Source organism: Hymenobacter mucosus (genome assembly GCF_900188255.1).
Taxonomy (GTDB): domain Bacteria; phylum Bacteroidota; class Bacteroidia; order Cytophagales; family Hymenobacteraceae; genus Hymenobacter; species Hymenobacter mucosus.
In genome coordinates this window covers 1-14,544 of record NZ_FZNS01000001.1, presented here as the reverse complement: position 1 = coordinate 14,544, position 14,544 = coordinate 1, and the positions used below count along the sequence as shown (strand labels likewise).

The following is a 14,544-nucleotide window of genomic DNA, read 5'->3' as shown; positions in this document are numbered from 1 at the left end:
GCCGTTCTTTTTTTGTTTATGAGTGTGTTCTCCGCAGTAGCGCGTAAGGAAAGGGGCCGTAGGGCCAGCCGGCTGTTTGGGCTGTTGATATTACTACTCTGCGCGTCCTTTCGCTCCGGGCTAGCGGTGCAGCCTCAGCTTGAGCGAGTTGCTACGCCTGGGTTTACTACAATGCAGGCGCGGGCTTACGCCGAGGTGTTAAAGCTGCGGCCTGCCCCGGCGCGCGCGCTGCTGCAAGATGCTCCTCCGACTGCGCCTGGCACATTGCTGGTCTACGACTGCTTAGAAATAACGGAGCTTTTAATCAGCCAGAACGCCAGTCGCTACGAGGCCATAGTAACTGCCCAAGACCGTCGGCTTCGCTTATTAGAGCAGGCCGCCGAGGGCAGTGCCCTGGCTGAATACGCCCAAGCCGAAATTCGCCTGCACAAAGCCGCCGCCCAGGTAGTGTTCAGCCACGAAGCTCAGGGAGCTTGGAATTTGCGCCAGAGCTACCAGCAGATGCAGCAGGTAGTACGGCGCTACCCCCACTACGTACCGGCGCGCAAAACATTGGGCATGATGCAGTTCTTCATCGGCTCCTTGCCTGAGTCGTACCGCTGGTTTCTGAAGCTGCTAGGCCTGCCGGGCAGTGTGGAGGCAGGCCTGCACAACCTGCGCCTAGCGGCTACTCAGCCCAATGACTTTCAACTAGAAGCTCGCTTAATTTTAGCCGTACTAGAGGAAACCTATTACAAGAAACCGGAGGCCGCTCTGAGCCTAGTAGAGAACCTGCGGCGGCAGCAGCCCGACAATTTGCTGGTTAGCTACCTACTTATTAGCCTCCAGAAAAAGCAGCACCACACCGATGCTGCGCTGGCGGCGTATCGGGCGCGTCCTACCGGTTCGGGCTACTTGCCCCTTCCCTACCTGCACCACATGGCCGCCGACCTGCTATTGTACCAGGGGCAATATGCGGCCTCGCTACGAGCCAATCAGCTCTTTCTACAGGAATACCACGGACAACACTACCAGAAGGATGCAGCCTTTAAACTGTATTTGGCGGCTTGGTTGGGGGGCGATGCCGCGGCAGCCGAGCAGTACCGCCGCCAGATCGGCACGGGTGGGCGCACTATTTTGGAGGAGGATCACTATGCCCACCGTTTCTTCGAGGACAAGCTTCCACTAAACAGGCAGCTCACCCGCGCCCGTTTGCAAATTGATGGTGGCTACTACCGAGAAGCCCTGCATACCCTCAATGGCTTCCGCCCTACGACAAGCACCCCCCTCCGCAACCAGCTAGAGGAACCCTACCGCCGCGCCCGCGCCTGGCACTTGCTAGGGCGCTTAGACTCGGCCCGGCTATTTTATGCCCAAACCGTAGCCCGAGCGGGCAATGCGCCCTATTACTTTGCCCCACAATCGGCCTTACAGTTGGGGTACTTATACCAGGCTGAGGGGCAGAAGAATACAGCTAAGATGTACTTTCAGAAGGCCCTAAGCTACCCCCGGCACGAATACAAGAATAGCACCGATACCAAGGCTAAACTAGCCTTACGCGAGCTTCAGCAGCCCTAATCAGCGCTAGACCAAGGGCAATCAATCATCCTACTACCTGATTACGTTATCCGATTCGGCAGCTTGTGTTGTTTGTAATGGACAACCGTTTGTTTCTGCGAAGGGGCGCCTCAAGGTCCTGGGCCGGCGGCATCGTACTTTTGTCACGTGCTTTCAATTCCACTTTCCGAACTCCCTGTTTCTTTTCGTGCCCAGGCCCTACACTGGGCCGCCGAGTTTACGTATTGTGCGTACTTCGAGCCCAGCGGCCTCTCCTACCCGCAAGGCGCTTTTCGCCAGTTGCTAGCCGTTGCAACCGATGCCAGCGCAGGCCCAGCTTCCCTGGCTGAGCTGCGGCCCTGGCTTCAGCAACCAACTACCGCACCCCGCTGCGGATTCCTCACCTATGAGGTGAAAGATGAAATTGAAGCGCTAAGCAGCAGCCACCCAACGGGCCTAGCGTGGCCAATGCTGCACTTCTTCCATGCTAGCGCTTGGCTGTGCTGGCAGGCCAATACTGTAGAAATTCATGTGGCGCCGGATGCGGCTGACGCACTAACTCCGGCTGCTGTTTTCCAACAGATTATAGCTACGCCCCTGCCAGTTGCTACCCCGCTAACTGGGGTAGCCCTACAACCCCGGTTTCCGCGGCCTGATTACCTGGCGGCTGTACGGGCCGTGCAGGAAGACATCCTCAATGGGGAAGTGTACGAACTTAACTTGTGCCAGGAATTTACCGCTGAAGGAGTACACCTTGACCCCGTTGATGTCTTTCTTCGTCTCAACGCAGCATCTCCTACTCCTTTCGCGGGTTTCTACCGTCAGCAGCAGCAGTTTCTCCTGTGCGCCTCACCCGAGCGGTTTCTGCGCCGCGAGGGTAGCACCCTCCTTTCTCAGCCCATCAAAGGCACTAGCCGGCGCGGCACCACTCCGGCCGAGGATGATGCTCAGCGCCTCGCCCTGCTTCATAACGAGAAAGAGCGGGCTGAAAACCTGATGATTGTGGATCTGGTTCGCAACGACTTGGCTCGCGTGGCTCAGCCCGGCAGTGTGCAGGTACCGGAGCTATTTGGCTTGTACCCGTTTCAGCACGTGTGGCAGATGATTTCCTCGGTGCAAGCACAGGCCCAGCCCACCGCCGACGTAGTAGACCTACTGCGGGCGACCTTCCCCATGGGCTCCATGACGGGGGCCCCGAAAATACGGGCTATGCAACTCATTGAGCACTACGAGCACAGCCGCCGAGGCCTTTACAGCGGCAGCATTGGCTACCTGCTTCCCAATGGGGACTTCGACTTCAACGTGGTTATTCGCAGCTTGCAGTACCGGTCCGACACTGGTCATGTCAGCTTCCAAGTGGGCTCTGCCATCACTTACGACTCTGTACCGGAGCATGAATATGAGGAGTGCCTGCTGAAAGCTCGCGCCCTGCTAGCCGTGCTGGGCGTTACACGCGAGTAGGTCGCCAACCTTCGCGTCGGCCGAAGGGCAACGCAAGCTTGGGGCTTGCCCGTGGGCCTTGCTACGCTAGCCGCTCCTGGAAGGCCGCAAGAAATTGTCCTACGTGGTAACCATCGGCTAGGCCGTGGTGCACATTTACCGATACGGGCATCCAGGTGGCGCCGTTTTCTTGGTAGGTCTGGCCGTACGAAATCTTGGGGCAGCTGTCGGGGTGGCTGAAGCTACGGGCATGGGTAAGACCACTGAAGCGCACCCACGGCAGGGCCGAGCAATGCAGCACGTCGGGGCGGGCGGTGGTTTCGCTCAGACGTAAGCCGGTACTAGCCTGCACAGCGGCCACCTCCGCCTTGGCTGCTGCCACAAATTCCTCCAACGAATCGTGCTGTTCAATAAAGGAAAACCCAAACGTATGGTCGGGCCGGCCAATAGTAGCGGAGGCGTGCACCCGGTCGTAGCAGTACACATGCCCGTCTTCAATGCGGTAGCGAAACTCAGGTATTTGATTGGCTGCTTGCACCGAGTGGTAGAGGTAGTACAAGAAGAAGGACACCCCAAGTCGTTTGGCTTCGGCCTGCGCCCGCGTGCATTCTACCGGCGCCACCAGCCCAAAGAACGGCTCGTCGAAGCTCGAAAAGAAAGTAAAATGCTCACGACGGTTCCAGGTAGCTAAGTCGATCTGCTGTTTCATAGGCGGCAAGTTCGATAACTTTGACGCCTTTGCGGGGTACTTCCCGCGTTTTTTCCTATTGCTCCTGCTATGGCTGCTCCCCTCCTCATTGCCTTCGACGCTGACGATACCCTTTGGCCCAACCAGCCCCATTTCGACCAAGTGGAGGCCCGCTTGTTTGAGATTCTGGCCCATTGTGGCGACGTAGTTCGCATCAGCACCCAGCTCAATGATGTGCAGCGCCGCAACATGCAGTTGTTTGGCTACGGCGCCAAGTCGTTTATGCTGTCCATGATTGAAACTGCCATCCAGCTAACGGAAGGTGCAGTGACGGGCCACGATATTCAGCAAATCCTGGACATGGGCAAAGACTTGCTACGATATCCTATTGAGCCGCTGCCTGGCGTGGTAGAGGCGCTCACGGAACTGCGCCACCGTGGCCACCGCCTCATGGTGCTCACGAAAGGCGACTTGTTTGACCAAGAAAGTAAGATTGCCCGCTCGGGCTTGGGCGACTTATTCGACCACGTGGAGGTAGTCAGTGAAAAGGATGAGGCCACCTACAGCCGCCTGCTGGCGCGCTACGGAGCTACCGCCGCCGATTTTATCATGATTGGCAACTCTCTTAAATCTGATATTCTACCAGTAGCACGGCTGGGGCTGCGGGCTGTGCACGTACCTTACCACGCCAACTGGATTTTTGAGTACGTTGACCCCGCGCAGCTAGAAGGTCTCGCCTTTCACCAAGTCAGTGACGTGCGCGCCGTACTCGATTACCTGCCTTAGGGCCCCCGGCCGGAAATCCGCCCCTTTGAGCTCTGCCATTCTGTCATTTTTTAGGCTAAAACCCCTACCTTTGCCGTTCTCCGAACTGTGAAGCTGACGCCTGCTTGAGGCTTTTCCCATGTCCCAACCACTGATTACCCTCGATTTCCTCGATACTCCCTCCTTACCCACGCCGGCCGTGGACGCAACCACGCATGCCCACGAACCCTCGGGTGAGGTACGCGTGAATCCGGCTACCCGCACGGGCCGTACCCGCAAGCTCTATATTGAGAGCTACGGCTGCCAGATGAACTTCTCCGACTCCGAAATCGTCTCGAGCATTCTATACGAGCAAGGCTTTGACACCACGGAGGAATTAGAAGGAGCTGACTTGGTGCTGCTGAATACCTGCTCCATCCGGGAGAAGGCCGAGCAAACGGTACGCATGCGTCTCTCGCAAATCAACGGCCACAAAAAGCGTAACCCCGGTTTACTAGTGGGGGTGCTAGGCTGCATGGCCGAGCGCCTGAAAACCAAGTTCTTAGAAGAAGAAAAAATTGTAGACCTAGTGGTAGGCCCCGATGCGTACCGCGACCTTCCTCAGCTTATTCAGCAAGTAGATGGCGGCCAAAAGGCCGTGAACGTGCTGCTGAGCCGGGAGGAGACCTACGCCGATATTACTCCCGTACGCCTCAACAGCAACGGTATCACGGCCTTTATCAGCATCATGCGCGGCTGCGACAATATGTGCTCGTTCTGCGTGGTGCCCTTTACTCGGGGCCGTGAGCGAAGCCGGGACGCCCACAGCATTGTGCAGGAAGCCCGCGACCTAGTTGCTCAAGGGTACAAGGAAGTAACACTGCTGGGGCAGAACGTAGATTCTTACAAATGGGCCTCCGAGGACGGTCTGGAACACGTGAACTTTGCCCAGTTGCTGGAAAGTGTAGCCCTCGTGAGCCCCGAACTACGCGTGCGCTTCTCCACCTCTCACCCCAAGGACATCACCGATGAGGTGCTGTACACCATGGCGCGCCACGACAACATCTGCAAGTACATTCACTTGCCGGCACAGAGCGGTAACTCCCGTGTCCTCAAGCTCATGAACCGCACCTACGATCGCCCCTGGTACGAGGACCGCGTGCAGGCTATCCGCCGGATTTTGGGCGAAGACTGTGCCATCAGTACCGATATGATTTCGGGCTTCTGCTCTGAGAATGAGGAAGAACACCAGGATACCCTAAGCCTCATGGAGTACGTCAAGTACGACATGGCATACATGTTCTTCTACTCCGAGCGCCCCGGTACCCTGGCCGCCCGGAAGCTGGAGGACGATATTCCGCTGGAAGTGAAGAAGCGTCGCTTGGCAGAGGTCATTGCGTTGCAGCAGCAGCATAGCCGTGAGCGTAACCTACGCAGCGTAGGCCGGGTGCACCGCGTGCTGGTCGAGAACTTTTCCAAGCGTAGCAAGGAGCACCTGAGCGGCCGCAATAGCCAGAACCAGGTCGTTATTTTCCCCAAAAAACAGTATCAAAAAGGCGACTATGTAGATGTGCTAGTGCATGAGTCTACAACCAATACCCTGCTGGGCGAGGCGGTATAACTTTCTGTCATCCTGAGTCTAGTGCACGACCTTCTGCTACTGCCAACGGTTATTAGGTAACCAGTTATCGGCACGGCGGGAGCCTTCGGCTACGGCTCAGGATGATGTTTTATCCGGGCCTCCCAAAATAAACTGCCTCCGCTTTTCGTCTTCCCCACGAAAACCAATCATCGACCTTGACTCCTTCCGAAATACAATCCATCAAACAGCGGTTCGGCATTATTGGCAATGCACCTTCGCTGAACTATGCCATCCAGGTGGCGGCCCAAGTAGCCCCCACGGACATGACCGTGCTCATTACGGGCGAAAGCGGTTCCGGTAAAGAATCCTTCTCTAAGATCATTCACGCCCTGTCTCCGCGCAAGCACGGGCAGTTCATCGCCATCAACTGCGGGGCCATCCCCGAAGGCACCATTGATTCCGAGCTTTTCGGGCACGAAAAGGGCTCCTTCACCGGGGCGCAGGAAGCCCGCAAAGGCTATTTTGAAGTCACGAACGGCGGCACCATTTTCCTCGACGAAATTGGGGAGATGCCCTTGGGCACCCAGGCCCGCCTATTGCGCGTGCTAGAAAACGGCGAATTCATCCGGGTTGGCTCCTCCAAGGTGCAGAAGACGGACGTGCGTGTGGTGGCCGCTACCAACGTAAATTTACTGGATGCCGTGCGCGAAGGCCGGTTCCGCGAAGACCTGTACTATCGTCTCAACACGGTACCTATTACAGTTCCACCACTACGTGAACGTGGCGATGATATCTATCTATTGTTTAGAAAGTTTGCTACCGATTTTGCTGACCGATATCGGGTGAAACCGATTAGTCTCACATCCGATGCGGTACAAGAATTGCAGCGCTTCCGCTTTCCCGGCAACATCCGCCAGCTCAAGAATGTGGCCGAGCAAATGTCGGTGCTAGAAACGGAGCGCGAGGTAGATTCGCGTCGCTTACGCAACTACCTGCCCGCCGACCAGAGCAGCCGCCTGCCCATGTTGGTAAGCGCCGCGGGCAGTGCCACCGATGGAGCTGGCAACGCATACTCCGAGCGGGACTTGCTCTACAAAGTGCTGTTCGACATGCGTCGCGACATGACGGACCTCAAGAAGCTAGTGCTGGATTTGGCTGGTGGGCAGCGCCCCCAGGAAGCGCAGGAGCTCCTGCGCCAAAACAGCCACTTGTTTACCAACGTGAGCGTAGCACCTTACGACGGTAACCCCGCAGCAGCCCGGCCCCTGCGCCCGGCTCCCACCGATGGGGCGACCTCTGACTACATCCTCAACTCCCGGGAACTAACCGTGGATGATGCGGCTGATTATGAAGACGAAGCCCATCGGGTGGAGGATATTACGCACGAGACGGAAGAGGAAACCCTTTCCCTTGAAGCCAAGGAAAAGGAGATGATTATTAAGGCGCTGAAAAAGCACAACAACAAGCGTAAGTACGCGGCCCACGACCTAGGCATCTCGGAGCGCACCTTGTACCGCAAACTCAAGCAATATGACCTGGAACAAGCGTAACTGGCTGCTGGGCGTACTAGTGCTCCTGCTGCCTTTGCTGGGTGGATGCGCCGTGTATTCATTCAACGGCACCAACATCGACCCCTCCATTAAAACTATTTCCATCTCGACGTTTGCCAACAACGCCAACAATGGTCCTTCCTTTCTAGCCCAGCGCTTCACGGAAGAATACAAGGATTACTTTCAACGCAATACCTCGCTCAAGCTCGTGCCGCGCGATGGAGACTTGCAGTTTGATGGGCAGATTATTGCCTATGACTTTGCGCCCGCGGCCATTCAGCAGCAAAACGGTCAAGATTTAGCGGGTGCCAACCAGTTGACTATCCAGGTGCGTGTGAAATTCACCAACACCAAAGACCCGAAGCAGGACTTTGAGGAGACCTTCCAAACCACGCGCCCATTCCCAGCCACTCGCGACATTACGAGCATCAACAACGACCCCACGGCGTTGCGGGAGCTATTCCGTAATATCATTACCGATACGTTCAACAAATCGGTAGCCAACTGGTAGACTACGCACTCATCACCCAGCGAACAGAGAAGCCAAGCAACACCCAAATGCGGAAGATTTCGGGCCGCTATATAGTTTGGGCAATGCTGTTACGGGCTAAAATAGCCACCTTTGTCGCCCTTATCAGCGGGTACGGCAGAGCTTGACATAGTGGTATGCTCCCGCGCTTCGCTGAAAAACACATAGTTAGCACGGCCGCAGTTTAGGTTTAGGCTTCTTTTCTTATTTCACCTGCTCAACTTCAGTCTGAATGACTCGCGCGTCGCTTTTACATATTCTGAACCACGTAAGCGAGATTTCGGACGCCGAAACCCGGGAGCTGGAACAGTTGGCGGCCGCATTTCCGTACTGCCAGACAGCACACGTTTTACTCGCGAAGGCAGCGCATGATCGGGGCAGTATGCTAGCGAGTCAGCGCTTGCGCCGAGCGGCTACGTACGCGGCCAACCGGGACCTCCTGCGTCAGTTGTTGGAAACCCCAGCTCCATCAGTCCGGGAGTCTGCACCCGTGCTCGAACAATCTGTTCATGACGCGGCAGTTGCAACTACCCTTGCCAAAGCTACTCCAGAGGCAGCTACAGAGCTAGAAGCAGATCAACCACCTACGGCGCCGCATGAAGCGCTTGCCGAGTCACGCCCGGCAGCTGACCCAGAGCAGGAAGCGGCCGACCATTTAGCACCCTCAGCTACAGAACCAGAACTGGCAGAGCCTGCGCTTACCGAGCCAGACGAAATATTCAAAGCCTACCTGCCACTTGCCTCTGAGGACCTGCTTGTAATACCCGCAACGTCGGAACAAGAACAGCCAGAACAGCGGAATGACCATACACCTGCTCTCTCGCCTGGCACCGATACAGACGACACATCTGTAGAAACGGCTATCATTGAGACAGTTACCTTCATTTCAGAAGAAACGGAGGTCATCTTACTGCCAATAGCACAACACGAGGCTGAAGCACCTACCACTGAAGTAAACCAGCAAGAAGAACCGGCATATGTTGTACCTAGCCTAGGAGTAGAAGGTGATGGCGCTGCTGAAACCCTAGCCACCCAACTATCTGAGCAAACCACGTCTGTAGGCGAGGAAGCTGCTACCGTAGGAGAACAGGCGTTGGAGTTGTTTCCTGTGGTGGACGATCTGTTGCCCGCTACGGCACCGCCTATCCGCCCACCTGTAGAAGCCGGTATCTCACGCTTCGAGTTTGGCTTAGTAGAACCAGCGCTGCCTCCCCCTTCTAGTTATCAACTTCTTGGGCTTGAAGATGAGGATGAGCCTTCGACAGTAACAGGTGAGCTACCTCGGGCGGAAATTCCTCCCTTCCGAGCCGATGAGCAACTTGGTTACGCGCTCAGTGCTGGCAGCCGCTTCGGGTACGACTTGGAGCCGCATGATGGGTACACCCTGAATTTGCCGGCCGATGCGTTCTTTGAGCCAGATCCTTTGCTACTGGCTTACTTGAAAGCAAATCGTCCTAAGCCATCCGCTTCTTCTATTGATTTGATTAACCGCTTCTTGCAGGCAAAGCCGCGTATTAAAACGACGACGGGTCCGCCTCCACCGACAGCAACGGAGCAGGACGACTTGTCGGTGCGGAGCACGCGACCCGCTCCCACATTGGCTTCCGAAAGCCTAGCCAAAATCATGGTGAAGCAGGGCAAAACCGACAAGGCCATTGAAATATATGAGGTGCTGATGCAACGCCAGCCAGAAAAAATGGCGTACTTTGCCGATCTAATTCAACAATTGAAACAACCTTCAGAGTAGATGTACGCTGCCCTTATTGTTCTGATTCTGTTCGTATGCCTGCTGTTAGGCCTCGTGGTGCTGGCTCAAAACCCCAAAGGCGGCGGAATTTCTAGCCAATTTGGCTCGGGTGGCGCAGCCCAGCTAATGGGTGTGAAGCGGACGGGTGACCTGCTTGAGCGCTTAACCTGGGGCTTTGCCATCGGCCTGATGGTGCTTAGCCTTGGCAGCCACGTTATCGATGATGGCAACCAATCCGGCCCTGTACGCAGCGTAAACCAGCAGAAGGCTCTGGAAACGCGTATTCCTGCCACGCCTGCTCCAGCCATCCCCGGTGGTGCTACCGCTCCTGGTGCTGCTGCTCCAGCAGGTACTCCCCAAACTACTCCTGCTACTACCCAGCCGGCCCCGGCTCCAGGTCAGTAACCTAGTTTTTGCTTCGGCGCGCAAGCCGGTAGTTCCTTAGCTGGAGCTATCGGCTTGTTGCTTTAGCGGCAATTTCAAATCAGAGCGACACTTAACATACAGCCCCGAATTTTCTACCCCGCCAAGTCCAACCCTAGCGCCTGCCAGGCGTACAGCCGCGCGGGCTGTCACGGATGCTTGCTGCCTTCTTATCTGCCACGTCTGACAACGATAAGGTGCAAACCTGACCGAAAAACGGCTGCCTGTGTCCATTCTGTCAGGTTTGCAAGGGCTGGCATAAGAAGTGCAGCACCGCCGTCACCGTCTTACTTCAAGTAAATCTTTCAACCAAAACGTACAATATGTCGCTTAGCATCAAACCGCTGGCTGACCGCGTAATCATCGCGCCGGCCGCTGCCGAGGAAAAAACCAAATCGGGCATCATCATCCCCGACACGGCCAAGGAGAAACCCCAGCGTGGCGAAGTAGTTGCCGTAGGCGAAGGCAAGGTAGCCGACAACGGTACCACCATTAAGCCCCAGGTTAAAGCCGGCGACCAAGTGCTTTACGGCAAGTATGCCGGCACTGAAATCACCGTTGATGGCCAAGACTACCTCATTATGAAGGAGTCGGACATTTTCGCCGTACTGTAAGCTTTCCCCCTCCCGACTCTAAACACCCGAACCCAAGATGGCTAAGAACATCCAATTCGATACCGAAGGCCGCGACAAACTGAAGCGCGGCGTTGATAAGCTAGCAAACGCTGTGAAGGTAACCCTGGGGCCCAAAGGCCGCAACGTGGTTATCGACAAGAAATTCGGCGCCCCAAGCATCACCAAAGACGGTGTAACAGTAGCCAAAGAAATTGAGCTTTCAGACCCCGTTGAAAACATGGGTGCTCAGTTGGTAAAAGAAGTTGCCTCCAAAACGGCTGACCAGGCTGGTGATGGTACGACGACTGCAACTGTATTGGCCCAGGCTATCTATGCCGCTGGCTCGAAAAACGTAGCCGCTGGTGCTAACCCCATGGACCTGAAGCGTGGCATCGACAAAGCTGTACTGGCTGTTGTTGCTAACCTGAAAGCCCAGTCTAAAAAAATTGAGAACTCGTCAGAAATTGCCCAGGTAGGCGCTATTTCGGCCAACAACGACATGGAAATCGGCAAAATGATTGCTGACGCCATGGACAAAGTAGGCAAGGAAGGCGTTATCACGGTAGAAGAAGCTCGTGGTACTGAAACCGAAGTGAAAACGGTGGAAGGCATGCAGTTCGACCGTGGCTACCTGTCTCCCTACTTCGTGACCAATCCGGAGAAAATGGAGGCTGAGTTCGACAACCCCTACATCCTCATCTACGACAAGAAGGTGAGCACCATGAAGGAGTTGCTGCCCGTATTGGAGCAGGTTGTTCAAACTGGCAAGCCCCTGGTTATCATCTCGGAAGATGTAGACGGCGAAGCACTAGCTACCCTAGTAGTAAACAAGCTGCGCGGCTCGCTGAAAATTGCTGCTGTGAAAGCTCCTGGCTTTGGCGACCGTCGTAAGGCCATGCTGGAAGACATTGCTGTGCTGACTGGTGGCACCGTAATTTCGGAAGAGCGCGGCTACAAGCTGGACAGCGCTACCCTGGAGTACCTGGGTCAGGCTGAGAAAGTTATCATCGACAAAGACAACACGACCATTGTAAACGGCCGTGGCGACAAGGATGGTATCACCGGCCGCGTAAACGAGATTAAGGCGCAGATCGGCACTACTACTTCTGACTACGACAAAGAGAAGCTGCAAGAGCGTCTGGCTAAGCTGTCGGGCGGCGTGGCTATCCTCTATATCGGTGCTAGCACTGAGGTAGAAATGAAGGAAAAGAAAGACCGCGTTGATGATGCCCTGCACGCTACCCGTGCTGCCGTAGAAGAAGGTGTTGTTCCTGGTGGTGGTGTAGCCCTAGTGCGTGCCCTGGATGCGCTGGAAAGCGTTGACACCCTGAATGGCGACGAGCGTACTGGCGTGAACATCATTCGTACGGCCATTGAAGCGCCCCTGCGCACTATCGTAGCTAACGCTGGTGGTGAAGGCTCGGTAGTAGTGCAGAAAGTACGCGAAGGCCAAGCCGACTACGGCTACAACGCCCGCGAAGACCGCTACGAGAACCTGATGGCTGCTGGTATCCTCGACCCAACCAAGGTAACGCGTCTGGCCCTGGAGAATGCCGCTTCTATTGCCGGCCTGCTCCTGACCACTGAGTGCGTGATTTCGGATGAGCCAGAAGATGAGAAAGCAGGCGCTGGCGCCGTGTCTCCCGGCATGGGCGGCATGGGCGGCATGATGTAATCAGCTTCCCTGTCAGTACGCTAACTAGTAAAAAGGCCCGTCGGATAGGAATCCGGCGGGCCTTTTGCTTTTTTATATCATGCTGGATGTACAGCAAGCACTTAGAACTACACGGAAAGAATGGTTTGGGCAAGGAAGTTGAACATCCCCCTTACTTGTCTTGCTGGGTGCTTCTAAAAAGAAGGTCTGCCAGATGCATCTGGCAGACCTTCTTTGCGTGCGTAATGCAGACGCTTAGCCGCGTCCGTGCATCATACGGAACAGCTTTCTGGCAATGGCAATCAGGATGAGACCGGCCAAGATTACGAAGGCAGCAATGAGGCCGAACACCTTAAGGGCGCCCAGTTCTTCTACATACTTAGCGATGTAGCCGCCAGCAATCTGCGCCACGAAGGGAGCCAAAAACCACACGCCCATCAGCATTGAGGTAAGTGCCGGCGGCGACAGGCGTGACACCATGGACAAGCCTACCGGCGATAAGCACAACTCGCCTACCGTGTGAAAGAAGTAGGTAGCTATCAGCCACCAAATGCTGGCTTTGATAGTCTGATCAGCAACATCGCCACCGCGTTGCATAACGGCTCCTACCATGAATAGGAAGCCTACCCCGAGCAACACCATACCCAAGCCCATTTTCACGGGAATACTCAGGTCTTTGCCACGCCGGCCAAGGCTTACCCATAGAGCCGCTACGGGCGCGCCTAGCAGTACGATGAAGCCTGCATTAACTGACTGGAACCATGAGGTAGGAATTAGGAAGCCCGCTACTTCACGGTTGATGTACTTATCTGTATAGAGCGTAAGCGAAGAACCAGCTTGTTCGAAGCCAGCCCAGAAGAACACTACAAACAAGGTGATGATGAAAACTACCGCCATTCGGTCGGTCTCTTCCTTGGTAAGCGGCTCTTTTACAGTGGTTTTAGTGGAATCCGCGCTCTGGCCCTCGGGGTACATTCCCACGTCGCCGAGGTACTTGCGGCCCAGCAGGTTAAATGCCAACTGACCAATGAGCATACCGATACCAGCAGCCAAGAAACCATATCGGAACCCGTAGCTGAGGATGGCGCCGCTAGCGTCTTTGGTAGCAAACAGGTTTTCAGCTAGGAAGCCGCATACTAGTGGTGCAATAAAGGCCCCCGTGTTGATGCCCATGTAGAAAATCGTGAAGGCAGCGTCGCGCAGCGGGTCACCCTGCTGGTAGAGCTTACCCACAATAGTCGAGATATTGGGCTTGAAGAAGCCGTTGCCTAAAATTAGCAGCAGTAGCCCTAGCATGGTAGGCCAGGGCATGCCAAAGGCAGCGGCTTGCGTAGACAACGACGGCTGCATGAACAGGAAAAACTGCCCAACTGCCATCGTTAAACCGCCAATGAGAATGGCGCGGCGCTGGCCAATAAACTTATCAGCTATCCAGCCACCAATAATAGGTGTGAAGTAAACAAAACTGGTGAAGTAGCCATACAGGAGCGTTGCACTAGCTTCCGGAATGCCCAGTCCTCCTTCGAGGGCAGTCTTGGTTAGATACAGCACCAGCAAGCCGCGCATGCCGTAGTAGCTGAACCGCTCCCACATTTCGGTGAAGAACAACAAATAGAGGCCAGGCGGGTGACTTTGCCGCATTACGGGTGGCTCCTGAACAGCGGAGGTTGTTTGCATGAAAGGCAATAAAAAGAAGTGAGAGGGAAAAGCAAGCAGCCATATCTGCAAGGCAGTTGGGTAAAGCTACAAAAGTTTCCTAACCCTGAGTAGCAGGCCCCCTTTGTTAGGCATGGCTCTAACTACCATTTGTTAGTTAGCGAATTTTCGCTACTTTTCGTACCCAATCGGCTACCGATGCGTGTAGCCAACCCTCCGCCCTTACACTTCCAACTCCCACCCAACCCCCTGTTTTCGGCTTTATGATGCAATCTGCCGTAACCACCCGCCTCGCGTCGTTAGGCTTTGCGCCTGGCGTCTCTGCCCACCTAAACCTGCCGCCCGCCGCCCTCGTTGAGCACGCCCTGCGCCGGGGCGAAG

The 14,544-nt window shown here is 55.5% G+C and carries 12 protein-coding genes; 10 read left to right on the top strand and 2 right to left on the bottom strand.

The window, feature by feature from the left end:
* Positions 1-18 precede the first annotated feature (18 nt).
* Together CHB83_RS00060 and pabB are read left to right on the top strand one after the other, a co-directional pair.
* Positions 19-1,557 carry a tetratricopeptide repeat protein gene (locus CHB83_RS00060; protein WP_143436939.1) on the top strand — a complete coding sequence of 513 codons (1,539 nt, stop codon included), beginning with the start codon at positions 19-21 and terminating at the stop codon, positions 1,555-1,557.
* A 147-nt stretch (positions 1,558-1,704) separates the two neighbouring features.
* On the top strand, positions 1,705-2,997 hold the full coding sequence (pabB, locus tag CHB83_RS00055; protein WP_089331249.1) for an aminodeoxychorismate synthase component I: 1,293 nt from the start codon (positions 1,705-1,707) through the stop codon (positions 2,995-2,997).
* A gap of 61 nt (positions 2,998-3,058) precedes the next feature.
* Here pabB and CHB83_RS00050 read toward each other — a convergent pair whose 3' ends face one another.
* Positions 3,059-3,685, bottom strand: coding sequence for a chloramphenicol acetyltransferase (locus CHB83_RS00050; protein WP_045687504.1), 627 nt, complete (start codon positions 3,683-3,685; stop codon positions 3,059-3,061).
* A 69-nt stretch (positions 3,686-3,754) separates the two neighbouring features.
* Here CHB83_RS00050 and CHB83_RS00045 point away from each other — a divergent pair, with 69 nt between their 5' ends.
* The 8 genes from CHB83_RS00045 (at position 3,755) to groL (ending at position 12,528) form a co-directional block, all read left to right on the top strand.
* Positions 3,755-4,450 carry an HAD family hydrolase gene (locus CHB83_RS00045; RefSeq protein WP_089331248.1) on the top strand — a complete coding sequence of 232 codons (696 nt, stop codon included), beginning with the start codon at positions 3,755-3,757 and terminating at the stop codon, positions 4,448-4,450.
* A gap of 118 nt (positions 4,451-4,568) precedes the next feature.
* Positions 4,569-6,029, top strand: a complete 1,461-nt coding sequence (miaB, locus tag CHB83_RS00040) for a tRNA (N6-isopentenyl adenosine(37)-C2)-methylthiotransferase MiaB (RefSeq protein ID WP_045687502.1) — start codon at positions 4,569-4,571, stop codon at positions 6,027-6,029.
* Between the two features lie 176 nt (positions 6,030-6,205).
* Positions 6,206-7,540 carry a sigma-54 interaction domain-containing protein gene (locus tag CHB83_RS00035; protein WP_089331247.1) on the top strand — a complete coding sequence of 445 codons (1,335 nt, stop codon included), beginning with the start codon at positions 6,206-6,208 and terminating at the stop codon, positions 7,538-7,540.
* Positions 7,521-8,051, top strand: a complete 531-nt coding sequence (locus tag CHB83_RS00030) for an LptE family protein (protein WP_089331246.1) — start codon at positions 7,521-7,523, stop codon at positions 8,049-8,051. The genes CHB83_RS00035 and CHB83_RS00030 overlap by 20 nt, the downstream gene beginning before the upstream one ends.
* Positions 8,052-8,301: 250 nt before the next feature.
* The gene (locus CHB83_RS00025) at positions 8,302-9,816 is read left to right on the top strand and encodes a hypothetical protein (RefSeq protein WP_143436938.1); all 1,515 of its coding nucleotides are present in this window, start codon (positions 8,302-8,304) and stop codon (positions 9,814-9,816) included.
* On the top strand, positions 9,817-10,221 hold the full coding sequence (secG, locus tag CHB83_RS00020) for a preprotein translocase subunit SecG (RefSeq protein ID WP_045687498.1): 405 nt from the start codon (positions 9,817-9,819) through the stop codon (positions 10,219-10,221). It begins immediately after the preceding gene.
* 341 nt (positions 10,222-10,562) lie between these two features.
* The gene (gene groES / locus CHB83_RS00015) at positions 10,563-10,853 is read left to right on the top strand and encodes a co-chaperone GroES (protein WP_045687497.1); all 291 of its coding nucleotides are present in this window, start codon (positions 10,563-10,565) and stop codon (positions 10,851-10,853) included.
* A 37-nt stretch (positions 10,854-10,890) separates the two neighbouring features.
* Positions 10,891-12,528, top strand: a complete 1,638-nt coding sequence (groL, locus tag CHB83_RS00010; protein WP_045687496.1) for a chaperonin GroEL — start codon at positions 10,891-10,893, stop codon at positions 12,526-12,528.
* 234 nt (positions 12,529-12,762) lie between these two features.
* Here groL and CHB83_RS00005 read toward each other — a convergent pair whose 3' ends face one another.
* Positions 12,763-14,184, bottom strand: coding sequence for a peptide MFS transporter (locus CHB83_RS00005; protein WP_089331244.1), 1,422 nt, complete (start codon positions 14,182-14,184; stop codon positions 12,763-12,765).
* Between the last annotated feature and the right edge of the window lie 360 nt (positions 14,185-14,544).